This is a genomic window from Corallococcus sp. M7 (assembly GCF_054512695.1).
In genome coordinates, this window is the sequence record NZ_CM137252.1 from 1,571,763 (window position 1) to 1,598,433 (window position 26,671).

A 26,671-nucleotide genomic window follows, 5' to 3' on the forward strand; every position below is an offset into this window, starting at 1 on the left:
GCCCGTCCGCCCTGGGTGGACGGGCGCGCTGTTTTTTCCACCAGCCATCAGCATCCGTTGCCGGACGCCCGCGTGAGCCTGGGGTCGAGTGGCATCCGGGATGCGGCTGGGTTATTCCCGGCCTCAGCGCGCCCGAGGGGGAAGCTCCGGCCGCGCGCTTTCGAGGGGTGTACCGGTGTCGGTGCTGGTTTTTGGAAGGGGGACCTGGCTGGCCGCGCTCCTGACGGACGTGGTCGCCGCGCATGCGCGCGCCCCCGCGCCCGTCCCGACCCCTCCGCTTTCGGAGTCCGCCTCCGGGCGGGCCCGGGGCCGCGCCTTCCTGCGCCGCACGCTGCGCGCCTCCGGTCTCGTCTACGGCACGCCCGTGCCGCTGCCCTCGCCGGTGGATGGCGGTGAGCCCTTCGACGTTCCCGCTCGCGCCGTGGAGGACGAGCTGTTCCATGCCGTGGTGCGCACGCTGGCGCGCATGGCGCTGGACCTGGCGCGGGTGATGGACGCGCCGGAAGGCCCCCGGGTGGAGCAGCTCCTGGTGCTCTTCGCGGTGCTGGCGGGCGAGCTGGACCTGGCCATGGCGCTGGACGCGCGGCTCGCGGCCGGGCTGCCGGTGCCCCGGCGGATGGTGGGCCGGGTGGAGGACGCGCTCGACAAGCGGGCGCCGTCGCTGGCCGGGGACCCGGTGTACGGGCTGGTGCTGCACAACGGCGCTCAGTACGCGGACGCGCAGCTGTTCTGCCGGCAGGCCATCGACTTGTTCTCGAGCGGGCGGCTGTCGCGCGCGACGGCGGAGCGGCGGCGGGACTTCGCGGCGCGGCAGAAGGCGCTGCTCGTGGATGTGCTCACGGCGCTCGCGTGCGTGGACCGCGAACCCAGCGCGCCCGCGCGCCGCGCCATCCTCCGGCAGGTGGAGGGGCTGAAGCTGCCGCACGCGCTGGAGGGCGAGGTGAAGGCCGCGGTGCGCCAGTCCTTCGAGCGCAAGCGCGACGTGCGCGAGGTGGTGCGCCGCGTGCGCAGCGTGGACATGCGCCACCTGCTGCTGGAGCAGGCGCTGCTGGCGGCGCTGGTGGATGGCCGGCGCACGCGGCGGGAGCGGGCCTTCATCGACACACTGGCGGGCGCGCTGCACGTGCCCCACGCGGAGCTGCGCCGTCTGGAATTGGAGATGGCGGAGTTCTACGCGCGGCACCGCTCGCTGGTGGATGTCTTCACCGTGTCGGACGCGGCGGGCGCCATGGGCGAGGAGCTCATGGGTGGCATGCAGGAGACGCTGGAGAAGAACTTCCACCGGCTCATGCAGGAGGCGCGCGAGACGGGCGACCTGGCGGTGCTGCTCACCAAGGCGGCGCGGCGCCAGAAGCTCACCGCCGACGAGCGCCAGCGCATGCGCGCGCAGCTCATCGACGTGGCGAAGGCCATCCCCGCGCTGGCCATCTTCGCCGCGCCGGGAGGCATCCTGCTCCTGGCGGCGCTGGCGAAGGTGCTGCCCTTCAGCCTGCTGCCCAGCGCCTTCCAGGACGGCCCCGCGGTGGACTCCGACGACGAGGACACCCTGGAGCGCGAGGCCGTCTGAAGTCCCCGGGTGAAGCGCGGCGCGCGACTACTCCGCCGTGAGGGTGACGCGCAGGTGCTGGGTCAGGGGCGTGCCGTAGCGCGACGGGGGCACCCGGCGCACGGTCTTGTCGGTGTCCACGGTCCACTCGGAGGCGCCCTGGTGCGGGTCCACGGCGGGCTCCTCGTCCAGCTCCGTGCCCGCGTCCCACAGGTACACCCTGGACGTGATGTCGCCCGTCACGGGGGCGTTGGCCTTGTCGAAGAGCGCGATGCCCTGCTCGTCGGGGCCGAAGAACCAGTCGTTGGACTGGCCGAACATGGTCGCGAACGTCAGCCGGTCGCCGGGGCTGGCGTTGACGGTGAACTCGTAGGCACGGCCCGGCAGGAGGGGACCGGGCGCGGACGCGTCCACGGGCGTGTTGAAGGTGCCCGACCTGCTCACGCCCGCGGGCGGCGTCGAGGCGAGGGCGTTGGTCAGCCGCGAGGCATCGCCCGTTTCCGCGAGCGCCTCCAGTCCCTGGCCCCGGTCCTGCGTGCCCTCGGTGAACAGCGGCGAGGCGGCGTTGTGCACGGCGAAGACGCCCGGTGACAGGGGCGTGGCCACGCCGTTCAGCGGCTTGAGCCAGGTGTCCAGCGCGGTGGCGTCGCCGCCCTCCGCGAGCGCCTCCAGTCCGTTGCCCCGGTCCGGCTGGCCTTCCGTGAAGAGGGGCTCATTGCCCGCGGACACCACCCAGACTCCCGGGGAGATGCGCACGGGCTTGATGCCCTCGGAGGTGCTCAGGGTGTTGCGGTCGTCGGAGACGTTCTCGATGCGCACGGTGAAGCGGTTCGTGGCCGCTTCATGGGCCAGTTGCACGCGGATCATCGACGTGAGCGGGGGCAGGTTGAAGGGCAGGCCGCTGCTGAGGACGGGCTGCGTGCCCACGCGCCGGACCTTGTCGGAGTTGAAGTCCCGGATGCCCGGGCCATCCGTGGAGGTGGCCTGCTTCGGACCGGTGTGCGCGCCCACGCCAGGCTCCTCGTTCACCTCCGTGCCCGCGTCCCAGAGGACGATTTGCGAGGTGATGTTGCCGGTCACCGGCTGCCCGAGGGCGGTGTAGAGGGGAATACCCTGGGGCTCCGTGCCGAAGAACCAGTCATTGGATGCCCCGAACATGGCGGCGAAGGAGAGCCGGTGGTTCACGCCCGCGGTGAAGCTGAACTCGTAGGTGTCGCCCGGGGCCAGCGGGCCCGGTGAGGTGCCGCTCACCTTCGTGTCGAACCGGCCGGACTTGAGGTTCTGGAAGGGCGCCACGTTCTCGATGCGCACGCGGAAGCGCCGGGAGGACGGGTCGGTGTCGTCGCCGGAGCCGCAGGCGGACAGGGTGAGCAGGCCCAGCGCGGCTCGGGCGGCGCCAACACGGAAGGAGCGGATGGACATGGCGGGAGTCTCCCTGGGCCTCGCCTGAATGCGAAGCCCGGTGGTGTCGCTCCCTTTACGCAGGGCTGCTCGCGGCGGTTACGTACGGCACGGCCCGGGCGGAAGGGCGGGGCAGGAGCGGCGTCAGGAATCGCTCCAGCGCGGCGAGGTCGCCAGGTCGGGAGGCGTGTCCCACGTAGCCATCCGGGCGCACCAGGATGAGCGCGTCCCCTCCCGGGGCCACGTCGTAGGCGCGGTGTGCGTGGCCATCCACGTCGCCCAGGGACCCGGGGAGGGGGGCCGCGCTCTTCCCGAGGACGCGGACGACGCGCACGGCATCCCCGGCCCACGCGGCGGCATCCGCGTGCGCGTTCCCAAAGGCGAGCAGCGTCCAGTGGGGGCCGCGAAACCTGTCCGACAGTCGGACAGGTTTTCCGTGCGCGTCCACGCAGGGCGCGTCCGGGGCGCGGTCTCCGGCCTGCACGTGGGCCTTGTCGCCGGGGACCTCCGGAGCGAGCGGACCGCCGCGATAGCTCAAGCCCAGCTGCAGCAGCTCCTCGCCGCGGTTCAGGGCCTTCATGCGCCCCTGCCGCATGCCATCGAACAGCTTCGAGGACAGCCCGAGCACCCGGGCCGCGACGGGCAACCGCTCCGCCTCATAGGTGTCGAGCAGGGCCGGGTCCGCGCCCTGGAGCACGTGGCCCAGCTTCCAGCCGAGGTTGTACGCATCCTGCACGCCGGTGTTGAGCCCCTGGCCTCCGGTGGGCGGGTGCACGTGCGCGGCGTCGCCCGCGATGAAGACGCGGCCCACGCGATAGCGGTCCGCCATGCGCACGTTGGGGCGGTACAGGGACAGCCAGCTCGCGTCATGCAGGCGCAGGTTTCGGCCCGGGCGAGCGGCCTCCTGGATGCGCTGATTGAGAGCCGCCTCGGTGAGCTCCGGCACGACGCCACCGGGCTTCACCTGGAGGGCGAGCTGGAAGCGGCCCGCGCCGGGAAGCGGGCACAGCGCCACCACGCCGCCCTTCGCGAAGGGCCATATGTGCCAGTGCGTGTGCTCCAGGCCGTCCACGCTCACGTCGCCCACGACCATGCGCTCCTCTTCGTGGGTGACGCCATGGAAGGTCAGGCCCAGGTCCTTGCGCACGCGGCTGTGTCCGCCGTCCGCGCCCACCAGGTACCGCGCGCGGACGGTCTCCTCCACGCCGTCACGGGTGAGGGTGGCGGTGACGCCGGTGTCGTCCTGGGTGAAGCCGGTGAGCGCGGTGCCGAACTCAACTGAGACACCCAGCGACGTCAGCCGGTCGCGCAGGATGCCCTCGGTGCGGGCCTGGGGCACGAGCCAGGGATTGGGGTGGGGCACGTCCGGCGTCGCCGCGCGGCGTTTCATCATGGTCCACCGACCCACGACGAAGCGCCGCCAGTGGAGGCGGAGGCTGGGGTAGGGAGTACCGGCGGCAAGCACGGCATCGAGCACGCCCAGGTCATCCAGCATCTCCAGCGTGCGAGGCGAAAGCCCCTTGCCGCGAGAACCGACGAAGGGGCGCGGGGCCGCGTCCACGATGCGCACGCGGATGCCCCGGCGAGCCAGGTCACAAGCGAGCGTCAGGCCCGTGGGCCCCGCGCCGACGACGAGCACCGGAAGGATGTCATGGGACATGGAAGGCCTCCTGTCGCGAACCAGCGGCGACGGAGACAAGAATGTAAGGGAGTGCTTATGTTGTCAGCTTGCGTTCCCGTCCCAGGAGTCCGGCATGCCTCGCGCGAAGCTTTCCCCTCGGAAGACGCCCACGCAGGAGCGCTCACGCGCGACAGTGGATGCGTTGGTGCAGGCGACTGCTGACATTCTGGTGCGCGACGGCTACGCGAAGCTGACGACGAACCGCATCGCGGAGCGGGCGGGCGTCAACGTGGCGTCGCTGTACCAGTTCTTCCCCGGCAAGGAGGCGCTGATGGCGGAGGTGTTACGCCGTCACGTGAAGAAGGAGCGCGCCGCCACGAGGGAGGTGCTGGCGACGCGGAAGTTCAACACGCTGGAGGACCTCATCCGGACGCTGGTGGCGCTGGGCTTCGCGGCGCACGCGGTGAATCCGAAGCTGCACCACGCGCTGACGGAACAGATGCCCGCGCGTCCGGCCAGGAAGTGGGACAAGGACGACGCGCCCATGCTGGAGGCCATGAGCCGGTTCAAGACGGACGTGCCGGATCCGGAGCTGGCCCTGTGGCTCATCGACACGGTGGCCCACGCGGTCATCCACCGGGCCGTGGTGGAGCGCCCCGAGTCCCTGTCCCAGGGGCTGCTCCAGGAGGAGCTGGTGACACTCCTCCTGCGCTACCTGAAGCGGAGGTGAGCGCCGGGCTTCAGCGCCCCGACGCCTGCGCGTCCACGGCGGCCAGCTCGTCCTTGGTGAGCTTCACCTCCGCGCCCGCGACGTTCTCCTCCAGGTGCTTCACCGAGGACGTGCCCGGGATGGGCAGCATCACCGGCGAGCGGGCCAGCAGCCAGGAGAGGGCGATCTGCGCGGGCGTCGCGTTGTGCTTCTTCGCCACGGAGTCGAGCGTGCTCCCCGGCTTCGCCAGACCGCCCGTCGCCAGCGGGAACCACGGGATGAAGCCCAGGTTCTCCTTCTCGCAGTAGTCCAGCACCTTCTCGTGCACGCGGTCGGTCAGGTTGTACCGGTTCTGCACCGACACGATGTCCACCACCTTGCGCGCCCGCTGAATCTCCTCCACCGACACCTCCGACAGGCCGATGTGGCGGATCTTCCCTTCCTTCTGCAGCGCCTTCAGCTCACCCAACGACTCCTCCACCGGGACCTTCGGGTCGATGCGGTGCAACTGGTACAGGTCGATGCGCTCCAGCTTCAGCCGGCGCAGCGACAGCTCCAGCTCCTGGCGCAGGTACTTCGGCGCACCCACCGGATGCCACTCGTTGGGCCCCGTGCGCACCAGGCCCGCCTTCGTCGCCACCACCACGCCCTTGGCGTAGGGGTGCAGGGCCTCCGCGATGATCTCCTCGCTGAAGTAGGGGCCGTAGGAGTCCGCCGTGTCGATGAAGTCCACGCCCAGCTCCAGCGCGCGGCGCAACACGCGCACCGCCTCCGCCCGGTCCTTGGGCGGGCCCCAGATGCCAGGGCCCGTGAGCTGCATGGAGCCGTAGCCCAGACGGTGGACGGGCAGGTCTCCGCCCAGCTTGAAGGTGCCGCTCTTCTCCGCGGGTCGCGTCGAGGTTCCGCTCATGAGTGCTTCCTCCGTGCAGATGAACGCCCAGATAGATGCATGTGCAGCAAATGCGTTTCACGCCTTCCGGTACCGTCCGGCCAGGGCGTGGGTCGCCCCTCGCAAGAGTCCGGCCTCCGCCTTCTCCAAAGCCGTGAGGGCCTCCGCGGCCTCCAGCCCCGGGACGCAGACCGTCTCACCGCGCTCCAGCGCGACGAGCGACGCGGTGACGACGTCCTCCGGCGACATGGTGCCGGGATAGCCGCCGTTGAACTCCGTGAAGGTCATGCCCGGGCAGACGACCTGCGCCACCACGGGCGTGCCGCGCAGCTCTCCCGCGAGCGTGCGGGTGAAGTGGACGAGGAACGCCTTCGCGCCCGCGTAGGTGGCCCGGTGGGGGAGGGGACCTGGCGGCATCGCGCCGGAGAAGGCGAGCAGGGAGGCGACGTTGATGATGGCGCCCTTGCCCCGCGCCAGCATGCCGGGCAGCGCCGCGCGCGTGGCCAGCATCGGCGCCATCATGTGCAGGTTCGCCAGGCCCTCCAGCGCCGCGGGGTCCACCTGCGCGAAGGGGCCATAGCCGCCCACGCCCGCGTTGTTGATGACCAGGGTGATGTCCTCGCCCGCCGCGCGGCTTGCCACCCGCTGGAGGTCCGCGTGCACCGTGAGGTCCGCCCGCAGCACCTCCGCGCGGATGCCATGCGCCGCCGTCAGCTCCGCCGCCAGCGCCTTCAGCCGCTCCTCCCGCCGGGCCACGAGGACCAGGTCATACCCGAGCGCCGCCAGCCGCCGCGCGTACACCGCGCCAATTCCCGCGGACGTGCCCGTCACCAACGCTGTCCCTCGACTGCCTGCCATGCCTGCTCCCGGAAAGGGGGTGAAGAGGACGCGTCCGGCTCCGATGCAATGAATGCTGGAGATGGGGACTGCCACCGCGAAGCGCAGGCCGCCGGGGCCGCACCCTCGGCCGCTGGGTAACGAGAGGCGGCCGGCCGTGCAAGCAAGAGACGACTTTGGCGGGAATCAAGGCGCGGAAAGCCAACCCGCGCGCTCAGCCCAGCGCCTTGGCCGCCGGCTCCGGCGTGTCGCGGAACTGCTGGTGATACAGCTCCGCGTAGAGCCCGCCCTTCTCGAGCAGCTCCGCGTGGTTGCCGCGCTCCACCACGATGCCGCGCTCCAGCACGAGGATGAGGTCCGCGTGGCGGATGGTGTTGAGCCGGTGCGCGATGACGATGCTCGTGCGGCCGGACAGGAGCTGCCCCAGCGCCAGTTGGATGAGCCCTTCCGTGCGCGTGTCGATGTTCGCCGTCGCCTCGTCCAGGATGAGCACCTTCGGATTGGCGATGACCGCGCGCGCGAACGCGAGCAGCTGCCGCTGCCCCTGGCTGATCATCGCGCCGCCCTCGCCCAGCACCGTGTCGTAGCCCTGCGGCAGTCGGGTGATGAAGTCGTGCGCGTGCACCGCTTTCGCCGCCGCCTCCACGTCCTCGCGGGTGGCGTCCGGCTTCCCGTAGGCGATGTTGTCCGCCACCTTGCCGCTGAAGAGGAAGGGCTCCTGAAGCACCATGGCCATCTGACGGCGCAGGCTGCCGCGCGTCACCTGGCGCACGTCGTGCCCGTCCACGCGCACCGTGCCCCCGGTGACGTCGTAGAAGCGCGGCACCAGGCTGGCCACCGTCGTCTTGCCCGCGCCCGTGCGCCCCACCAGCGCCAGCGTCTGGCCGGGCTCCAGGTGGAAGGACACGTCGCGCAGCACCGGCCGCGCCGCGTCGTACCCGAAGGACACGTTGTCGAAGACCACCTGTCCCTGGAGCGGCCCCAGCTCCACCACCCCGGGCGCGTCCGGCGGCTCCGGCGTCTCATCGAGGATGGCGAAGATGCGCTCCGCCCCCGCCAGCGCGGACTGCATCAGCGCTGCCACGGACGCGGCCAACTGCACCGGCCGGAAGAACTGCTGCACGTAGATGAGGAACGCCGCCACGCCGCCCACCGTGAGCCGCCCGCTCAGCGTCAGCACGCCGCCGTAGCCAATCACCAGCGCCATGGACAGCGTGGAGAGCAGGTCGATGGCCGGCGAGAACGCGGACGTGATGCCCACCGCCGCCACGTTCGCGTCCCGGTTGGCCGCGTTGCGGTCGCGGAAGCGCTCGATGTTCTTCTCCGTGCGGTTGAAGGCCTGGGCCTGCCGCACGCCCCCAATCTCCTCCTGGAGGTTCGCCGTCACGTCGCCCACCGTCTGCCGCGTCTTGCGGTAGGCATTGCGCGCCCGCGACGCGAAGAACCACGTGGTGAGCACGACGGCGGGGAGGATGGAGAAGCACGCCAGCGCCAGCCGCGCGTTGAGCGCGAACATCGCGATGATGACGCCCACCAGCCCCAGCACCGACCCCAGGAGCTGCGTCAGCCCCTGCGTGAAGAGCTGGTTGAGCGTGTCCACGTCGCTCAGCAGGCGGCTCATCAGGTCGCCCAGGGGCCGGCGGTCGAACCACGCCAGCGGCAGCCGCTGGAGCCGCTCGAAGAGGCGCTGGCGCAGGTCCGCCAGCACGCGCTGCCCCGTGTGGCCCACCCGCCGCGTCTGCGCCTGCTGAGACAGCGCGCCCACCCCGTAGACGGCGAGCAGCACCGCCAGCGTCCGCGCGAGCCCCCAGCCGTCCCCCGCGCCGATGTCGCGGTCGATGGCCCGGCTCACCAGGTACGGCCCCAGGGCCTGGCACGCCGCGCCCACCAGGATGAAGACCAGCGCGGAGGTGAGCGCGCGCGCGTGCGGACGCAGCTCGCCCAGGAGCCGGCGCAGGACCCTGCCGCGCTGGTTCGCGTGGTCCGCCTCCAGCTCCACCATCGACTCCAGGCTCCCCGGCCGCCTCATGCCGCTCCCTCCTGACGCGGGGGCAGCAGCTGCGACCCGAGGATGTCGTTGTACAGCTCGCTGGTGGCCTTCAGCTCCTCGTGGCGCCCCTTCGCGGCGATGCGCCCCTCGTCCAGCACGAGGATGAGGTCCGCGTCCCGCACGGTGCTGATGCGCTGGGCGATGACGATGGCCGTCCTGCGCTTGTCCCGCATCAGCATGTCCAGCGCGCCCTGGATGGCGGTCTCCGTGCGCGCGTCCACCGCGGACGTGCTGTCGTCCAGGATGAGCAGGCGCGGATCCGTGAGCAGCGCCCGCGCGATGGCCAGGCGCTGCCGCTGCCCGCCGGAGAGCCCCACGCCGCGCTCGCCCACCACCGTGTCGTAGCCCTGGGGCAGCTCGCGGATGAACTCCGCCGCCTGGGCCGCCTCCGCCGCGGCCTCCACCTGGGCCTGCGTCGCCTCCGGGCGTCCGTAGGCGATGTTCTCCCGCACCGTGCCGGAGAACAGCAGCGCGTCCTGCAGCACCACGCCAATCTGCGAGCGCAGGCTCGCGAGCGTCACGTCCCGCACGTCGTGCCCGTCCAGCAGCACCGCGCCCCCGGTGACGTCGTAGAAGCGCGGCAGCAGGTTGATGAGCGTGCTCTTGCCGGAGCCGGTGGTGCCCAGCACCGCCACCAGCTGCCCGGGCTCCAGGGTCACGCTCACGCCCCGCAGGATTTCACGCTCGCCGCCCGCGTAGCGGAAGCGCACGTCGCGCAGCTCGATGTGGCCCTGCAGCGGCGGCAGCGGCGCCGCGCCCGAGCGGTCCGACACCTCCACCTCCGTGTCGAGCAGCTCGAAGAGGCGCGCCGCGGACGCGCTCGCCCGGGACATGCTGGCCGCGATGAAGCCCAGCGTCATCAGGGGCATCAGCAGGAAGGCCAGGTAGCTGTTGAAGGCCACCAGCTCCCCCAGCGTCAGCCGCTGGTGGAAGATGCGCCAGCCGCCCACGCCCACCACCACCAGCGTGCCCAGGTTGGCGAAGAAGGTGATGAAGGGGAAGTTGCTGGACAGCGCGTCCACCACCCGCAGGTTCGTCTCCTTCAGCTCCGCGTTCGTCTTCCCGTAGCGCGCCAGCTCGCGTGCCTCGGCGGAGAACGCGCGCACCACGCGCAGCCCGCGCAGGTCCTCCTGGAGCGTGGTGTTGAGCGAGCCCAGCAGCGCCTGGAGCTGGCCGTACATGGGCCGCATCCGCCGGATGAACGCGCGCATCACCAGGAGGATGGGCGCCACCGTCGCGAGCGCCGCCACCGCCAGCACCGGGTCCAGGTACACCAGCAGGCCCGCGCAGCCGAGCAGCATCGCCGCCGCCGCGGCGAACTGCACGATGCCGCCGCCCACGAAGCTGCGCACCGCCTCCACGTCGCTCGTCAGCCGCGTGAGCAATTGCCCCGTCTGCGCCTGGTCGTAGTAGCTGAAGGACAGCCGCTGGATCCGCGCGAAGAGCGCGTCCCGCAGGTCGAACGCCACGCCCTGCGACGCGCGCTCCGCCAGGTAGCCCTGCAGGAAGTTGAACAGGCCACGCCCCAGCGCGATGGCGACCAGGCCGCCCACCGCCAGCCACACGGGCCGCACCTCCCCGCGCGCGAGCCCCTGGTCGATGGCGATGCGGATCATCTGCGGCGCGCCCAGGTTCGCCACGGAGACGAGCAGCAGCGACACGAGCGCGCCCATCGCCTCCAGGCGGTAGCGGCGCAGATAGCCCAGCGCCCGCAGGATGGGGGGGCGGCCGGATGCGGGTGTCGCGGATGTGCTCACGTGGAACCTGGACCCCTGCCTCCCCGCCCGGGAAGGCGCGCGCATGATGGGCGGCCCCCCGCGCCGCATCAAGCACTTCGCGCAACCCAGGCAAAGACGGTTGCGCGCCGCGCCACGGCCCGTTACGTGGGCCGCCTTTCCTCCTGCTTCGTCACGAGGTGAACGTCATGGAATACCGGCAGCTGGGTGGTTCTGGTTTCAAGGTCCCCGTCCTCAGTCTGGGCACGGGCACGTTCGGTGGGGCGGGTGACTTCTTCAAGGGCTTCGGCTCCAGCGACGTGAAGGAGGCCACGCGGCTCGTGGACATCGCGCTGGACGCGGGCGTGAACATGTTCGACTCCGCGGACGGCTACTCCGCGGGGCTCGCGGAGGAGATTTTGGGCAAGGCGCTGGAGGGCCGGCGCGACAAGGCCATCATCTCCACCAAGGCCACCTTCCGCGCGGGCCCGGGGCCCAACGACGTGGGCTCCTCGCGCTTCCACCTCACGCGCGCCGTGGAGGCCTCGCTGCGCCGGCTGAAGACGGACTACATCGACCTGTTCCAGCTCCACGCCTTCGACGCGGTGACGCCCGTGGAGGAGGTCCTCAACACGCTGGACGGCTTCGTGCGCGCCGGGAAGATCCGCTACCTCGGCTGCTCCAACTTCTCCGGTTGGCACCTGATGAAGTCGCTGGCCGTGTCGGAGCGCTACAACCTGGCGCGCTACGTGGCCCACCAGGCCTACTACTCGCTCGTGGGCCGCGACTACGAGTGGGAGCTGATGCCGCTCGCGCAGGACCAGAAGGTGGGCGCGGTGGTGTGGAGCCCGCTGGGCTGGGGCCGGCTCACCGGCAAGCTGCGCCGGGGCGCGCCGAAGCCGGAGACAAGCCGCCTCAACAACCCCGCCACCGCGGCCGGCGGCCCGCAGGTGCCGGAGGAGTACCTCTTCAAGGTCGTGGACGCGCTCGACGCCGTGGCCCAGGAGACGGGCAAGACGGTGCCGCAGGTGGCGCTCAACTGGCTGCTCCAGCGGCCCACCGTGTCCAACGTCATCATCGGCGCGCGCACGGAGGAGCAGTTGCGCCAGAACCTGGGCGCCATCGGGTGGAACCTCACGCCCGCGCAGGTGGCCACGCTGGATGCCGCCAGCGCCACGCCCTGGCCGTACCCGTACTTCCACCAGCGCCAGTTCCACGAGCGCAACCCGTTCCCCGTGACGTGAGCGGGGTGTGAAGCAGGAGGCGGCCAGGGCCCGGGTCCGGCCGCCTCCGTCCCGGGGGCAGATTCGCTGTCTTGGGGGGCGATGCACCTCACGCCCATGTCCCTCAAAGAATACAAGCCCGGCAGTCCCTTCCCCGGCGTCATCGGCCGCACGTGGGAGCAGTCGTCTCCCGCATGGCCTTCCCCCCTGCGCTCCAAGCCCGGCGCGCCCAACGTCCTGTTCATCATCCTGGATGACACGGGCTTCGGGCACCTGGGCTGCTACGGCTCGCCCATCCGCACGCCGAACCTGGACCGGCTGGCGAAGGGCGGGCTGCTCTACAACAACATGCACACCACCGCGCTGTGCTCGCCCACGCGCTCGTGCATCCTCACCGGCCGCAACCATCACTCCAACGGGATGGGCACCATCACCGAGACGTCGCTGGGCTACCCCGGCTACAACGGCACCATCCCCTTCGAGAACGGCTTCCTCTCCGAGATGCTGATGGAGGCCGGCTACAACACGTATGCCATTGGCAAGTGGCACCTGACCCCCGCGGAGCAGACGAGCGCCGCCGGGCCGTACTCGCGTTGGCCGCTGGGCCGCGGCTTCGAGCGCTTCTACGGCTTCCTGGGCGGGGACACGCACCAGTACTACCCGGACCTCATCCACGACAACCACGCCATCCGTCCGCCCGGCACGCCGGAGGAGGGCTACCACCTCACGCCGGACCTGGTGGACCGCGCCATCGACTGCATCGCGGACACCAAGCAGGTCGCGCCCGACAAGCCCTTCTTCCTCTACTTCGCCACGGGCGCCATGCACGCGCCCCACCACGTCCCCCGCGAGTGGGCGGACGCCTACGCGGGCCAGTTCGACGACGGCTGGGACGCCTACCGCCAGAAGGTGTTCCAGCGGCAGATGGAGCTGGGCGTGCTTCCCCCGGGCACGCGGCTGTCCCGGCACGACCCGGACGTGCAGGACTGGGACTCGCTGCCCCCGGAGGAGAAGCGGCTCTACGCGCGGATGATGGAGGTCTTCGCGGGCTTCCTGGAGCACACGGACCATCACATCGGCCGGCTCTTGAAGTTCCTGGAGGACACCGGCGAGCTGGACAACACGCTCATCATGGTGCTGTCCGACAACGGGGCCAGCGCGGAGGGCGGGCCGCATGGCTCCGTGAACGAGCTGAAGTTCTTCAACAACGCGCCGGAGTCGCTGGCGCAGAACCTGGCGGCCATGGAGGAGCTGGGCGGCCCGAAGCACTTCAATCACTACCCGTGGGGCTGGACCTGGGCGGGGGACACGCCGTTCCGCCGCTGGAAGCGGGAGACGTACCGCGGCGGCACCACCGACCCGTTCCTCGTCCACTGGCCCCGGGGCATCCAGGCGAAGGGCGAGGTGCGCACGCAGTACGCGCACGCCATCGACATGGTGCCCACGGTGCTGGACTGCCTGGGGCTGGAGCCGCTGGCGGAGATCCGCGGCGTCACCCAGTCACCCATCGAGGGCGTCAGCTTCAAGCACACGTTCAACGACGGGAACGCGAAGAGCCGCCACCGCACGCAGTACTTCGAGATGTTCAGCTCGCGCGCCATCTACCATGACGGCTGGCGCGCGGTGTGCCCGTTCCCCGGCCCGTCCTTCACGGAGGCCGGAGAGGGCTTCGGTGAGTCGCAGCTCGACGAGGACCGGCTGCGCGAATTGGATACGCGCGGCTGGGAGCTGTACCACGTGGCGGAAGACTGCTCCGAGACGAGGAACGTGGCGGAGGAGAACCGGGGCAAGCTCATCGAGATGATCGCCCTCTGGTACGCCGAAGCCGGGCGCTACCAGGTGCTGCCGCTCGCGTCGCCCACCCGCGCCGTGTTCGCCCTGGAGCGCCCGCAGCTCACGAAGGACCGCACGCGCTACGTGTACCGACCGCACACGTCACCCGCGCCGGAGAACGCGGCGGTGCACGTGCTCAACCGGCCCCACACCATCACCGCGGACGCGGAGGTGACGCGGGACACGGAGGGCGTGCTGCTCAGCCACGGCGGCCTCACCGGCGGCTACACGTTCTTCATCCAGGACCACAAGCTGCACTACGCCTACAACTACCTGGGCGAGCAGGAGTTCCACATCGAGTCGGCGGTGGACGTGCCGGAGGGGCGCTCGGAATTGAGGTTCGAGTTCGAGCCCACCGGCAAGGCGGACCTCAGGGTGGGGCGGGGCACTCCCGGACGCGGCCGGCTCTACATCAACGGGGACCTGGTGGCGCAGAGCACCATCGACGCGACCATGCCGCTGGCCATCAGCCTGGGAGAGGGGCTCACCTGCGGCCGGGACGAGAACTCGTCCGTCAGCCAGCGCTACGCCGCGCCCTTCGAGTTCACCGGCACGCTCCACGAGGTGACGGTGGACGTCTCCGGCGAGCACGTCCGGGACACGAAGGCCGAACAGAAGGCGGCCCTGGCGAAGCAGTGAAATGAAGAAGGCCCGGACGGGAGCGCGAGGGCTCCCGTCCGGGCCTGAAGCTTCAGGGGATTACTTGGTCACGCCGACGGCGGTCCAGGCCTCGGCGACCTTCTTCGCCTCGGTGGAGTCCTTGCCGTACAGGTCCGTGGCGGCCTTGATGGTGGCGGCGCGGGCCTCGGAGAAGTTCGTCTGCGGCGTCATGTACGTGGTGAGCGCGCGGCCGAAGATCTTCAGGCTCTTGTCCATGCCGACGCCGTCCTTCACCTCGATGCCGGACGTCTTGTTCTTGCCGCCCTCGGTGAGAAGGAAGAAGGCGTTGTTGGCGATGCCGCTGGAGCCGTGGACCTCCGTCATCTTCGGGTAGTTCTTGTAGTTGTCGATGGAGTAGCCATCCGCCGTCGGGTCGTTCATGTAGCGGAGGGCGTCCGTGTTGTCGCCGTTCTTGGGCGTCCACGCGTCCTCGCCCACCGCCCAGTCGAACTTCACCGCGCCGTTCTTCTGGCTGGCGTACCACTCCACGCCCGTGCCGATGATGTCGCTGAAGGACTCGTTGAGGCCACCGGACTCGCCCTCGTACTCCAGGCCGGCGGTGCGCTCCGTGAGGCCGTGCGCGATCTCGTGGCCGGCGATGTCCAGCGTGGTGAGCGGGCCGGAGTCCACGCCGTCGCCGTCGCCGTACTGCATCTTCTCGCCGTCCCAGAACGCGTTCACCAGGTTGTTGTCGGTGTGCACGTAGTTGATGAGCTTCTCACCCTTGCCGTCGATGGAGTCGCGGCCCAGGACGTCCTTCATGAAGTCGTACGTCATGGCCGCGCCGTAGTGCGCGTCCACGCCCGCCTGGGCGCGCGTCGGGTCGCCCTTCTCACCCCAGACGTCGTTCTTGTCGGTGATGGCCGTGGAGCCGGACGCCTCCGGGCGGTTCTTCGCGTCGTAGGTCACGATGCCCTTGCCGCGCGTCTTGTCCTCCAGCGAGTACGTGCCGTCCTTGTTCTTCGTGGTCTGGAGGTCCACCTTGCCGCTGTACATCGTCTGGTCGTCCGCCACGCGGGCCGCGCCGCTGCCCGTCGTCGGGGCCGGCGTCGCCGGGGTGGAGGGCGTCTGCGTGGACGTGCCCGGCTTCGTGGGGGTGGCCTTGGCGCCCTCGCGGCTCCAGTGGCTGATGGTGTTGTACTGCTTGATGGACGCGCCGGTGTTCGCGTCGATGAAGTAGTTCATCGAGCGCGGCTCCTTGCCGTTGGCCGCGGACGTGTCGGTGAGCGTCACGTGGTAGGCGGCGTGGTACTGGCCGTCCTTGCCCTTGACGATGACCTTCTCGGACGTGGGGGCGCGCGTCGTGTCGCCGTTGAAGTCCTTCTTCGCCACGGCCAGCGCGTCCTTCGCCGTCAGCTTCGTGGGCGCCTTGCCGATGCCCGCGGGGATGTCGGACACGTTGCCCGTCAGGCTGTCGAACTGACCCTTCGCGTCCAGGTGGCCGATGATCTGCTCACCGGCGACCTTCACGCCCTCGTGCATGCGGTCCATGCGCACGTGCGTCATGCCCAGCTGGTCGCGCTCCACGGTGCGCGGCGAGAACGACGTGCCGCCCGTGACGCCGGACAGCTGCGGGTTCTTCTGGTTCACGTACGCCACCGTCTGCTGGATGGCCTGCTGCGCCTGGGGGCTGGTGAGGTCCACCGGGCCCGGCGTCAGCTTCTGGCCCACGCCGTTCAGCGCCACCGTGGCCTTCGCCTTGGAGGGCGCGCCCGCGCTGAAGCTGGACTGCGAGCTCATGCCCACCGGGCCCTGGGGCTTCACGGTGTTCACGGGCTTCGTGTCGGTGCGGTTCTGGGTGGCGACGACGGGCTTCGAGAGGTCGGTGCGCAGGGCCATGGGGGGTGCTTTCGGGGGGCAGGTGCAGCGGACAAATTGATTCTCGTGTCAGCCGTCCCTTTGTTGCGTGTGGGTGGCTGCTTACACGGTCATGAGTGGGTTCAACCTCATGAATTCACAGGTGAAGTTTTCGTCCTACATCCGCTCCGGAAACACATTCCGACCGGTAGGTAGGTAGGCGCGCCAGGTTGTATTTCCGTTCATTTTCACCCTGGTTGTGCACGCCCGTCCACCCACACCCCGTGTCTGGAAGCTTGACCGGCCGCTCGCTTTGCGGGTATTGAAATTGATAGTGATTATCAACTTCAACTTGGCTCGACCCAACAGGAAGGCCGGAGGAACGCACCGTGGCACGTGAACTGGGACCCCGAGGGAAGATGTGTCGGCGGTTGGGCATCCCCCTGTCGCGCATCAGCGCGAAGGACCCGGACAAGGATCCGGTGCTGCGCCGGCCGTATCCGCCGGGCCAGCACGGGGCGACGGCGCGCGTGTCGGTGAGCGACTTCGCGCAGCGGCTGCGGGAGAAGCAGAAGCTGAAGCTGTACTACGGCCTGCTGGAGAAGCAGTGCCGCAGCGCCTTCCTGGAGGCGCGCAAGGCCCCGGGCAACACGGGCAAGGTGTTGATGCAGTTGCTGGAGAGCCGGCTGGACGCGCTGGTGCTGCGCGCGGGGCTGGCCACGAGCATCCGGCAGGCGCGCCAGTTCGTGCGCCACGGCTACTTCCAGGTGAACGGCAAGCGCGCGGACATCCCGAGCATCCGGCTCAAGCCGGGCAACGAGGTGCGCTTCTTCCCCGCGCACCAGAAGCTCGCGGTGGTGCAGGACGCCTTCGGGCGGATGAAGTCCCGCCAGGTGCCCGCGTACGTGCAGGTCCTGGGCGAAGGGGAGGGCATGCGCTTCGTGCGGCTGCCCGAGCGCGAGGAGATCCCCGTGGACGTGAACGAGCCGTTCATCGTCGAGTACTACGCGCAGCGCAGCTGACCGCCTGGCCGCCTTTTGCCCGCCCGCCGTGCATGCGGGCGGGCAGGGGCGGAATCCGGCGCTCGCGCACCCCATCTTCCTTCTTCGGAAACGTTCACCCGGGGAAGGAGCGGGGATGCGCGGGGACGGAGGCGAGACGGTGGCGGAAGGCTGGGTAGCGCCACGGGGGCGTGCGGCCCGGGGACACCTGCCCCGCCATGTCGCGGGCCTCTTCCGCTTCCAACCGGGCCGGCCCGCGGTGGCCGCGGGGTTGCGCACGGGGCTGGCGCTGGGCGTGCCGCTGCTGGTCTCCGTCATCCTGTCGCGGCCGGCGGCGTCATGGGCGGGCATGGCCGGGCTCTTCGTCGCGCTGGTGGACAAGGGCGGGCCGTACCGCACGCGTGCCCGGGCCATGGGGGCGATGACGGTGCTGGGCGCGGTGGTGGGGCTCGTCATCGCGCTGCCGAGCCCCTTCTGGGTGGACGTGGCGCTGACGCTCTTCTGGGTGACGGCGTGCGGCTTCGCGCGCAGCTTCGGGGACACGCCGGGCATCGTCGGCATGCTGCTGGCGAACCTGTTCGTGGTGTCGCTGGCGCTGCCGCAGCGGGGGCCGGAGGCGGCGCTGATGCAGGCGGCGTACTTCGTCGCGGGCGGCCTGTGGTCCATGTTCCTGGCGCTGGTGCTGTGGCCGCTCAGGCCGTACCGCCCGGCGCGGCTGGCCATCGCGGCCTGCTACGAGGAGCTGGCGGACGTCGCGGACGCGGTCGCGGGCTGGCCCATGGAGGGGCCCTCGCGGGTGGGGACGTGGGAGGCGGTGCAGCGGGCCGCGCGCATGCGGCGGACGCTGGAGACAGCGCGAGCGACGTTGGGGGCCACGCGTCAGGGACGGCAGGAGGAGAGCGGCCGGGGCGAGCACCTGCTGGTGCTGCTGGAGGACGCGGACGCGCTGTCGCTCCTGCTCACGGCGATGTCGGAGGCGCTGGACGAGGCGCCGCGGCAGGGCGCGTGCCGCACGGCCCGCATCGAGGCGCAGCACGCGCTGGGTGCGTTGGCGGTGGACCTGCGGGGCGTGGTGGGTTCGCTGGAGCGGGGCACGGTGCCGGCGCCCACGTCGTGGGACGCGGAGCGGGTGACGCGGGTGCTCCATGCGGACGGAGGGATGCCGGAGCCGGCGCGCTCGCAGTACTCGCACGTGGCGGGGTTGTTGGGGCGGCTGCGGGAGTACAGCGGGGTGGCGCTGGACGTGGCGTCCCGGCTGGAGAGCGGCGAGCCGCTGCCGGAGCGGGACACGAAGCCGCTGGGGGTGGAGCCGGGGCGCGGGCGTTCAGGGTGGAAGGTGCTGCGCGACCACCTGACGCCGGAGTCGGTGGTCTTCCGGCACGCGCTGCGGCTGGGGCTCACCGCGACGGTGGCGACGGCGCTGGCGGAGGGGCTGGGGCTCAATCACTGGTACTGGGTGACCATCACGGTGATTGTCGTGTTGCAGCCTTACTCGGGGCTCACCACGGAGAAGGGGCTTCAGCGTGTGGCGGGCACGTTCGTGGGCAGCGTGATGGCCATGGGGCTGGTGCACGTGCTGCCCGCGAAGGGGATGATGCTCGCGGCCATCGTGCTGCTGGTCTGCGTGTCGGTGAGCGTGCGGCCGCTGAACTTCACGGTGTACCAGGTGCTGCTGGCGCCAGCGCTGGTGTTGCTCGCGGAGATCCAGACGGGGGACTGGGGGCTCGCGGGGGTGCGCATCCTCAACACGCTGATGGGAGGCGCGCTGGCGCTGGTGGGCATCCGGCTGCTCTGGCCAAGCCCCGAGCACGCGCGCTTCGCCGAGGAGGTGGCCCGCGTGCTGAAGGCGGACCAGCACTACCTTCGCGAGGTGGCGCGCACGCCGGTGGCCACGGAGCCAGCGCTGCGAGAGGCCCGCCGCAAGGTCGGCGTGGCGCTGTTGTCCGCGGAGGCGTCGTTCCAGCGCCTGCTGAGTGAGTGGAAGGGCCCGGCGAAGGAGCTGGAGCCGGGGATGGCGTTGATTACCTACGCGCGCCGCTTCACCGCGGCCGTGACAGCGCTGGCGGCGAGCCGCACCTGGCATCAAGACTCGGACCTGGGGCCGGTGGTTCGCTACGCATCGGACGCACTGGAGGAGCTGTCCGCGGCGCTGGAGGCGCGCCGCGTGCCGTCAGCGCTCAAGCGCGAGGCACCGGGCCTGGAGGGAACGGACGCGCTGGCGCGCACGCAACTGTCGCGGCTGGTGCGTCAGTTGGGCGTGCTCCACCACGCGGTGGAGCGAATGCCGCCCGCGCTGCGCGCCTCGGAGGATGGGGCTACGCCAGTCCCCGCGTGACCCGTGGCATGCAGTGGATGCTGTCCGCGCGGGGGCACATGCGTGTGCCCTCCGCGCCGCACTTCCTTGATTCGCGCTACGCCCGCTCCAGCTTGACCATCAGCCGGCGCAGGTCTTCGTTCACGCGCACGAAGTTGGAGTTGCCCTTCTCGTCCTCCAACTGCTTCTTCAGTGCGGGCAGGGACGCCTCACGCAGCTTCTTCGCAGCTCCGGGCGCGTCCGTCAGCCAGTCCACCGCCTGGATGACCGTGGCGCGCGCCTCGGTGTCGCGCTCGGTGAGCCGGCTCGCCAGCGTCGGGCCCTGGTCCGCCGCTCCGGAGCGCCCCAGCTCCAGCGCCGCGCGCTGCAACAGCACCGCGTCCGCCTTGGGCAGCCGCTGCGACCAGCAGCCCGCGTTGCCACTGCACGCCTGCGCCGCTTCGAGCACGGCGCCATATCCCTGGACCTGATCCGCGCGCTTCTTGCCCAGCGCCGCGGCGTCCTGGCACCCGTCCTCGCCCGTCTCCTGGCAGTCCGCCGCCGTGCGCGCGGGCTCCGCCGCCGCCAGCTTCGCGAGCACCGGCTGCTCCCGCGCATCCCCCAGCAGCGCGATGCCCTTCATGGCGATCTCCCGCGAATACCAGTCCCCGGTGCCCGCTGCCTTCTCCAGCGCGGGGAGCGCGTCCCGGCTGCCCAGCAGCGCCAGCGCCCGCACGTACGCGTCACGCACCGTCGGATCCGGCTCGCCTACCAGCCCCGCCAGCGGCTTCACCGCTTCCTGCGCACGCATCCGCCCGAGCGCGTCCGCCGCCTGCATCCGCACCAGCGCTTGAATCTGCGGATCCGAATGCGTGAACGTCAGCTGCTTCAACAGCGTGGGCACCGCGCGCTTCTCCCGCAGGTCACCCAACACCTGCGCGGCCTTCATCGGGTAGCTGGCGGGGTTCACCCCCTGCGCCTTCGCCCACGTGAGCAGCTCCGCGTCCTTGCCCTCCAGCACCGGCAGGAGCGCGTCCGCCGCGGGCGCGCCCAGTTGGAACAGCGCGAAGCTGCTCTCCACGTAGAAGGACACGCCCCGGCGCTCCTTCGTCAGCGTGCGCATCAGCGCCGGCACCGCGCGCGGATCCCCAATCTGCCCCAGCGCCTCGATGGCCTTCTTGTTGAGGAACGGCTCCGCGGCCTCGTCCGTCGCCAGCTGGATGAGCGGCTCCACCGCCGGCTTCGCCTTCAGCGCGCCCAGCACCTGGATGGCCTCGATGCGCGTGTAGTTGTCCTTGCTGCGGAGCAGGGGCACCAGCGACGGCACCGCTCGCTCATCCCCAATCCGCCCCAGCGCGCCCACCACCGCCTTGTTCACCTGCTGCGCCGGCACGTCCGACGCCCCGGGGTCCAGCGCCGCCGTCAACGGCTCCAGCGACGTCGGGTGGTGCAAGTCCCCCAGCGTCCGGGCCACCGCGGCCTTCACCTCCGGCCGGCGCTCCGAGGACAGCCGAGCGTGCAGGAAGGGCAGGAACTGTTCGTTCACGTTGCCCGACGTGCGCAGTGACTCAATCACTCGCACCTTGTCGTCGGGGCGCTTGGCCCCCTCCAGACTGGACTGCCAGTACTCCGGCGTCTTCGGGTCCTCCTTCTTGCAACCCCCCAGGGCAAGGCAGGAAACGGCCAGGGACAGGGCGACGAATGAGCGGGACATGGAGCTCCTTTGCGTCCGAACGTCTGGGCTTTCGTCGGGTGTAGACCTGTCCTGACGAAGGACGCAAACCTCCCCCACCTCCTGGGGTACGCTGGTCAACGACATGGCCCCTGCCGAAGACAGTCGTAACGCGTCGCGTCCGACCATCATGCGTCGGACGTACCTGCTCGACCGAGAATTCCAGCTCAAATACATCCTGCTGCTCACCGGCATGGGCGCCGGGAGCATGTTGCTCTTCGGCGTGCTCGCCCATCAGGTGCACCGCATGTCCGCCGAAGGGGGCCTGTCCGGCGAGGAGACGCTCTGGTGGCTCACCGGCGTCGCCACCGTGGGCCTGGGCGTCGCGCTCGGGTTGTTCGGGCTGCTCTTCACGCACCGTGTGGCGGGCCCCGTCCACGTGATGAGCCTCTACGTCGCGGCGCTCGCCGCGGGCCGCTATCCGCGCCTGCGCCCCCTGCGCCGCAAGGACGAGCTGCGCGCCTTCTTCGCGCGCTTCAGCGAGGCGGTGGACCGCATCCGTCAGCGCGAGGCGGACGAAGCGCTGGCGCTGGAGAAGGCGCTGGACGCGCTCAAGGACGTGGCCACCACGCCCGAAGCGCGCGAGGCCCTGTCCACGCTGGAGGCGCTGCGCGCGCGCAAGCGCCAGGCGGTGGACACCTCCGCGCCGCCCGCGACCTTCAAGTCCGTGGCCTGACTCCATCCCTTCTTCCACACGAGATTTCCCTCACATGAGCAGCCGACCCCGCATCGTCTTCATGGGTACGCCCGAGTTCGCCGTGGCCTCGCTGGAGGCCTGCTTCGACGTGGGCGACGTCGTGGCCGTCGTCACCCAGCCGGACAAGCCCAAGGGCCGGGGCAACGCCGTCACCGCGCCGCCCGTGAAGGAGCGCGCGCTGGAGAAGGGCATCCCCGTGCTCCAGCCGCAGAAGCTGCGCACGCCGCCGTTCTCCGAGGAGCTGCGCCAGTACGCCCCCGACGTCTGCGTGGTGACGGCCTACGGGAAGATCCTGCCCAAGGACCTGCTGGCCCTGCCCGCGAAGGGTTGCGTGAACGTGCACGCGTCACTGCTGCCGCGCTTCCGGGGCGCCGCGCCCATCCAGTGGGCGATCGAGCATGGCGACAGCGAGACGGGCGTGTCGCTGATGGTGATGGATGAAGGCCTGGACACCGGCCCCGTGCTGGCGATGAAGCGCCTGCCCATCGCGCCGGACGAGACGAGCGCCACGCTGCACGCGAAGCTGTCCGCGCTGGGCGGCGACATCCTGCGCGAGTCCCTGCCGCGCTACCTGAACGGTGAGCTGACGCCCCAGCCCCAGCCCTCCGAGGGCATGGTGCTGGCGCCCATCATCGACAAGGAGAACGGCAAGCTGGACTTCACGAAGCGCGCGGTGGAGCTGGACCGCCGCCTGCGCGCCTTCACGCCATGGCCCGGCGCGTACACGCTGCTGGGGGGCAAGGTCTTCAAGGTGCACCGGATGCGGGCCGCGGAAGGAAAGGGCGCGCCCGGCACGGTGTTGTCCGCGGGGCCAGACGGCATCGAGGTCGCTTGCGGCGAGGGCTCGGTCGTCCTCCTGGAGGTCCAGCCAGAGGGCAAGCGGGTGATGCGCGCGGCGGACTTCCTCTCCGGAAACAGATTGCAGCCGGGCAGTCAGCCGTTCACGTCTTAGCGCGCCATCGAGCGCCATGTGGAATCCTAGCGCGATGGAGTCTCACGGATGGGCATGAAGCTGTTGGTGTTGCACGGGCCGAACCTCAACCTCCTGGGCGAGCGCGAGGACGTCGCGGGGGGCCGTTTGACGGACCTCGACGCGGCCCTGCGCGCGAAGGCGAAGGAGCTGGGACTGACGCTGACCATCGTCCAGTCCAACCACGAGGGCGTCCTCATCGACACGATCCACGCCGAGCGCAAGAACGTGGAGGGCATCCTCATCAACCCCGCGGGGTACTTCACGTCCTACGCGCTGAAGGAGGCGCTGGAGGCGGTGGGGCTGCCCGCCATCGAGGTCCTGCTCAAGCCGCCCGCGCGCGAGTCCGTGGTGGCCGAGGCGTGCGCCATGCAGGTGCTGGGGCTGCACGGCTTCGACCCGTACATCCAGGCCCTGGAGACCTTCGCGAGCGGCATCTTCCACCCCACCATCCCCGGGCCGGTGAAGTCCCTGGGCCGCCGCAAGAAGGCCGCCGAGCCCGAGGACGACGGCTCCCGTCCGAAGCCCAAGCTGGTGGGCCGCGTGCACCCGCTCAAGAAGGACGACACGCCGGAGCCCACGCCGCTGGCCGCGCCCGCGCGCTCGCTGCGGCGCACGGCGGAGGCCGGAGGCCCGCTGAAGACGCTGGGCCGCAAGTCCGTGCCCACGGTCGTGAAGACGGACGGCAAGCCGGGCAAGACGCTGGGCCGCGCGGCGAAGGGCGGAGCCACGCCCGCGTCGGACCTGCTCACCCGGGCGCTCGTGCGCCAGAAGATCGCGGACCGGCTGGCCGGACGGCTCAGTGAAGCGGAGCTGGCCACCTGGGCCCGCGCGAAGTATCAGCAGGTCCAGCGTGGTGAACCGGCGGAGAGCGGCCACCGCGAGCTCTTGGAGGACAGCCTCCAGAGCCTCACTTTGTCCCATCTGCCCGCGACGCGGATGTCGGACGAGCAACTGGTGGACCTGATGACCCGGCTGGAAGAAGGATGAACGCCCGTATCCTCGCCATCAACATCCTCGCGCGCGTGCGCGCCACGGATGCCTACCTCAACGTGGTGCTGGACACGGTCCTGTCGGAGACGCCGCCGAAGGACCCTCGCGACGCGGCGCTCGTCACCGAGCTGACCTACGGCGCCACCCGCCGGCAGCTCGCGCTGGACTACGCCATCACCCGCTTCGCGGACCGCAAGCTGGACGCGCTGGAGGACAAGGTCCTGGCCGCCCTGCGCGTGGGCGCCTACCAGCTCTTCCACACCCGCGTGCCCGCGCGCGCCGCCGTGGCGGAGACGGTCCAGGCCCTCAAGGACGTGGGGCTCGCGCGCGCCGCGGGCTTCACCAACGCCATCCTGCGCAAGCTGTCCGAGCTGCCCTCGCCGCCCTTGCCCTCCCAGAAGGACCCGGTGGAGTACCTGTCCGTGCGCGAGAGCCACCCGCGCTGGCTGGTGGAGCGGTGGATCCGCCAGTTCGGCCGCGAGCGCGCGGAGGCGATGCTCGTCGCCAACAACACGCCGCCCCCCGTCGTCATCCGCGCCAACAGCGCCAAGGTGACGCGCGACGCGCTGCTCGCGCAGCTGAAGGAAGTGGGCGTGGAGGCGCGCGCCACGGAGGCCTCGCCCGTGGGCATCGTCCTGCCGCCCGTGGGCCGCGTGGAGGACGTGTACGGCTACTCGGAAGGGCTGTGGCAGGTGCAGGACGAGGCCGCGCAGTTGGTGGGCGTCTATGGCGCCATCCCGGAGACCGCGCGCGTGCTGGACGCGTGCGCGGCGCCGGGCGGCAAGGCCTGCCATCAGGCGGAGACGCACGACGTCGTCGCGGTGGACCTGCACGCGAACAAGCTGCGGAAGATCGAAGCCGAGGCCCACCGCCTGGGGCTGTCCGGCCGCCTGAAGGCCTACGCGCACGACGCGTCCGAGCCGTTCCCCGAGAGCTGGGGCGAGTTCCACGCGCTGGTGGTGGACGCGCCGTGCTCCGGGCTGGGCACGCTGCGCCGGCACCCGGAACTGCGCTACCGCCGCAAGGAGGAGGACGTGGCCCGGCTGGCGACGCTCCAGCGGCGCATCCTGGAGAACTGCCAGGAGGCGGTGCCCGCGGGTGGCCTGCTCGTCTACGCCGTCTGCACGCCGGAGCCGCAGGAGGGGCAGGACCAGGTGGACATGTTCCTGCGCAGCCACCCGGAGTGGACGGCCGAGCCGCCCGTGCTGCCCGGCCTCAAGCTGCCGCTCGCGCAGGCCTGGCTGCGCACGCTGCCCGGGCCGGAGGGCTACGACGGCTTCTTCGCGGCCCGGCTGCGAAAGCTCTACTGAAGCGCCGCCGGGGCCTTCAGTCGTCCTGCGGAATCAGGGCGGCCTGCTTGAAGGCCTCCAGCACCGCGGCGGACGCGCGGTCCAGGTACTTGCCCTTGCGGATGAGCAGGCCAATGGGGCGCGACACGGGCCCTTCGGCGAAGGGCTTCGCCACCAGCGAGCTGTTCTTGATCTCGGCGTGGGCCGTGGCCATCGGGAGGATGGCCACGCCCAGGCCCATCTCCACCGCGCGCTTGATGGTCTCCACGTTGTCCATCTCCATCACCGGATTGATGTCGATGTTCTTCTCGCGGAACAGGCGGTCCAACGCCTTGCGCGTGGGGGCTTCCCGGTCGAAGGCGATGAAGGGCACGCCGGACAGCGCGGTGAGGCTCACCTTCGCCTTGCTGGCGAACGAGTGGTTGGGCGCGCAGACCACCGCCAGCTTGTCGTCGCGGAACGGCAGGATGTCCACGCCCGCGCGCGGCTGCGGATAGGCCACGATGCCAATCTCCGCCGCGCCCAGAATCACGTCGTCGTAGACCTGATCATTGCGCCGGTAGTTCAGGCGCATGTTGACCTTGGGGTGCGTCTTCAGGAGCTGCTTCTGCACCACGTTCAGCTCGTGCAGACCCACCGAGTAGATGGTGGACACGGTGGTCGCGCCCTGGACCTCCGTGGCCTGCTCGCGGATCTCCTGCTCCACCTCCGCGAAGCGCGCCAGGATCTCCTTGCAGCCCCGGAACAGGCGCTCGCCCGCCGGCGTGGGCGTCACCTGCCGCGCGCTGCGCGAGAGCAGCTTCTGCTCGTAGCGGTTCTCCAGCGCGCGAATCTGCTGGCTCACCGCCGACTGGGTCACGTGATTGAGCTGCGCCGCGCGCGAGAACGAACCCGTCTCGACCACGTCACAGAACATCTTCAACGATTCGAGCTGCATGGGCCGTCTCCTACCCTCAAACCTAATGGCCGGGCCAGTGGTAATTAGTTGACCTACCCCGCCCGCGAAAATGACCTACAGGCACAATCTGCTCGGCTGCTTGCGCGGCGCGGCGAAATCCTTGGGCTCTCAAACGCTGGGGTCATGGCCGTCCTCGGGCGGGCGCGGGCGGGTGAGGGCGAAGAGGGCGGCGCTCAGGGCGATGAGCGCTCCGCCGGAGACGGTCTGGATGCGGCCCAGGTCGCGGTCCGTCTCCTGGAGGAGCTGGCACTCCTGGGGGGACAGCTTGGCGCAGTCCTCGGGGGCGAAGAGGGCCCGCACGCCCAGCCCGAGCAACCCCAGGCCGCCCAGCATGAGGCCGGCGATGCCCCCGAACGCCGCGGCGCGCAGGACGGAGGCACCCCGGGGCGAGGGCAGGGAGGTCATGGACCGGGAGGCGTAGCACCGTCCCGGGCCGGAAGGGACAGGGGAGGGTGTC

Annotated in this window: 20 protein-coding genes; 10 read left to right on the top strand and 10 right to left on the bottom strand. The window is 70.7% G+C overall.

Going from position 1 to position 26,671, the window contains the following annotated elements; all coding sequences use genetic code 11:
• Positions 1–175 precede the first annotated feature (175 nt).
• Positions 176–1,567, top strand: coding sequence for a TerB family tellurite resistance protein (locus ACX114_RS06540; RefSeq protein ID WP_459295791.1), 1,392 nt, complete (start codon positions 176–178; stop codon positions 1,565–1,567).
• Between the two features lie 27 nt (positions 1,568–1,594).
• Here ACX114_RS06540 and ACX114_RS06545 read toward each other — a convergent pair whose 3' ends face one another.
• Both ACX114_RS06545 and ACX114_RS06550 read right to left on the bottom strand, forming a co-directional pair.
• On the bottom strand, positions 1,595–2,968 hold the full coding sequence (locus ACX114_RS06545; RefSeq protein ID WP_459295793.1) for a spondin domain-containing protein: 1,374 nt from the start codon (positions 2,966–2,968) through the stop codon (positions 1,595–1,597).
• 55 nt (positions 2,969–3,023) lie between these two features.
• Complete coding sequence (locus tag ACX114_RS06550) at positions 3,024–4,607, bottom strand: FAD-dependent oxidoreductase (RefSeq protein ID WP_459295795.1); 1,584 nt, start codon at positions 4,605–4,607, stop codon at positions 3,024–3,026.
• Positions 4,608–4,701: 94 nt separating this feature from the next.
• On the opposite strand from ACX114_RS06550, the gene ACX114_RS06555 reads away from it, so the two are divergent.
• Positions 4,702–5,298 carry a TetR family transcriptional regulator gene (locus tag ACX114_RS06555; RefSeq protein WP_459295797.1) on the top strand — a complete coding sequence of 199 codons (597 nt, stop codon included), beginning with the start codon at positions 4,702–4,704 and terminating at the stop codon, positions 5,296–5,298.
• Between the two features lie 10 nt (positions 5,299–5,308).
• Here the strand turns inward: ACX114_RS06555 and ACX114_RS06560 are convergent, their stop codons facing one another.
• From ACX114_RS06560 to ACX114_RS06575, 4 genes are all read right to left on the bottom strand, one after another.
• A complete protein-coding gene (locus ACX114_RS06560; RefSeq protein ID WP_459295799.1) occupies positions 5,309–6,187 on the bottom strand; it encodes an aldo/keto reductase in 879 nt (292 codons plus the stop codon).
• A gap of 57 nt (positions 6,188–6,244) precedes the next feature.
• Entirely contained in the window at positions 6,245–7,024 is a 780-nt protein-coding gene (locus ACX114_RS06565; RefSeq protein WP_459295801.1) for an SDR family NAD(P)-dependent oxidoreductase, read from the bottom strand.
• A 193-nt stretch (positions 7,025–7,217) separates the two neighbouring features.
• Positions 7,218–9,032, bottom strand: coding sequence for an ABC transporter ATP-binding protein (locus ACX114_RS06570; RefSeq protein WP_459295803.1), 1,815 nt, complete (start codon positions 9,030–9,032; stop codon positions 7,218–7,220).
• Complete coding sequence (locus ACX114_RS06575) at positions 9,029–10,810, bottom strand: ABC transporter ATP-binding protein (RefSeq protein WP_459295805.1); 1,782 nt, start codon at positions 10,808–10,810, stop codon at positions 9,029–9,031. Before ACX114_RS06575 ends, ACX114_RS06570 begins: the two co-directional genes overlap by 4 nt.
• Positions 10,811–10,977: 167 nt before the next feature.
• Here ACX114_RS06575 and ACX114_RS06580 point away from each other — a divergent pair, with 167 nt between their 5' ends.
• Positions 10,978–12,012 carry an aldo/keto reductase gene (locus ACX114_RS06580; RefSeq protein WP_459295807.1) on the top strand — a complete coding sequence of 345 codons (1,035 nt, stop codon included), beginning with the start codon at positions 10,978–10,980 and terminating at the stop codon, positions 12,010–12,012.
• A gap of 96 nt (positions 12,013–12,108) precedes the next feature.
• On the top strand, positions 12,109–14,463 hold the full coding sequence (locus tag ACX114_RS06585; RefSeq protein WP_459295809.1) for an arylsulfatase: 2,355 nt from the start codon (positions 12,109–12,111) through the stop codon (positions 14,461–14,463).
• A 60-nt stretch (positions 14,464–14,523) separates the two neighbouring features.
• Here the strand turns inward: ACX114_RS06585 and ACX114_RS06590 are convergent, their stop codons facing one another.
• Entirely contained in the window at positions 14,524–16,323 is a 1,800-nt protein-coding gene (locus tag ACX114_RS06590; protein ID WP_459295811.1) for a M4 family metallopeptidase, read from the bottom strand.
• Between the two features lie 347 nt (positions 16,324–16,670).
• Here ACX114_RS06590 and rpsD point away from each other — a divergent pair, with 347 nt between their 5' ends.
• Positions 16,671–17,303: a 30S ribosomal protein S4 gene (gene rpsD, locus ACX114_RS06595; protein ID WP_459295813.1), complete on the top strand. Its 633-nt coding sequence runs from the start codon at positions 16,671–16,673 to the stop codon at positions 17,301–17,303.
• Positions 17,304–17,418: 115 nt separating this feature from the next.
• Positions 17,419–19,617 carry an FUSC family protein gene (locus ACX114_RS06600; RefSeq protein ID WP_459295815.1) on the top strand — a complete coding sequence of 733 codons (2,199 nt, stop codon included), beginning with the start codon at positions 17,419–17,421 and terminating at the stop codon, positions 19,615–19,617.
• A gap of 76 nt (positions 19,618–19,693) precedes the next feature.
• On the opposite strand, the gene ACX114_RS06605 is transcribed toward ACX114_RS06600, so the two are convergent.
• Positions 19,694–21,289 carry a HEAT repeat domain-containing protein gene (locus ACX114_RS06605; protein WP_459295817.1) on the bottom strand — a complete coding sequence of 532 codons (1,596 nt, stop codon included), beginning with the start codon at positions 21,287–21,289 and terminating at the stop codon, positions 19,694–19,696.
• Positions 21,290–21,392: 103 nt separating this feature from the next.
• Between ACX114_RS06605 and ACX114_RS06610 the strand changes: the two genes are divergently transcribed.
• Genes ACX114_RS06610 through rsmB form a run of 4 tightly spaced genes read left to right on the top strand, consistent with a single transcriptional unit; the run spans position 21,393 to position 25,277 of the window.
• Positions 21,393–21,983 (top strand): signal protein, encoded by a 591-nt coding sequence (locus ACX114_RS06610; protein ID WP_459295819.1) that lies wholly within the window; start codon positions 21,393–21,395, stop codon positions 21,981–21,983.
• Positions 21,984–22,017: 34 nt separating this feature from the next.
• The gene (fmt, locus tag ACX114_RS06615; protein WP_459295821.1) at positions 22,018–22,956 is read left to right on the top strand and encodes a methionyl-tRNA formyltransferase; all 939 of its coding nucleotides are present in this window, start codon (positions 22,018–22,020) and stop codon (positions 22,954–22,956) included.
• A gap of 48 nt (positions 22,957–23,004) precedes the next feature.
• Positions 23,005–23,964, top strand: a complete 960-nt coding sequence (locus tag ACX114_RS06620; protein ID WP_459295823.1) for a type II 3-dehydroquinate dehydratase — start codon at positions 23,005–23,007, stop codon at positions 23,962–23,964.
• Positions 23,961–25,277: a 16S rRNA (cytosine(967)-C(5))-methyltransferase RsmB gene (gene rsmB, locus ACX114_RS06625; RefSeq protein ID WP_459295825.1), complete on the top strand. Its 1,317-nt coding sequence runs from the start codon at positions 23,961–23,963 to the stop codon at positions 25,275–25,277. Before ACX114_RS06620 ends, rsmB begins: the two co-directional genes overlap by 4 nt.
• A 16-nt stretch (positions 25,278–25,293) precedes the next feature.
• On the opposite strand, the gene ACX114_RS06630 is transcribed toward rsmB, so the two are convergent.
• Together ACX114_RS06630 and ACX114_RS06635 are read right to left on the bottom strand one after the other, a co-directional pair.
• A complete protein-coding gene (locus ACX114_RS06630) occupies positions 25,294–26,193 on the bottom strand; it encodes a LysR family transcriptional regulator (RefSeq protein ID WP_014394155.1) in 900 nt (299 codons plus the stop codon).
• A 129-nt stretch (positions 26,194–26,322) separates the two neighbouring features.
• The gene (locus tag ACX114_RS06635; RefSeq protein ID WP_459295827.1) at positions 26,323–26,619 is read right to left on the bottom strand and encodes a hypothetical protein; all 297 of its coding nucleotides are present in this window, start codon (positions 26,617–26,619) and stop codon (positions 26,323–26,325) included.
• Positions 26,620–26,671 lie beyond the last annotated feature (52 nt).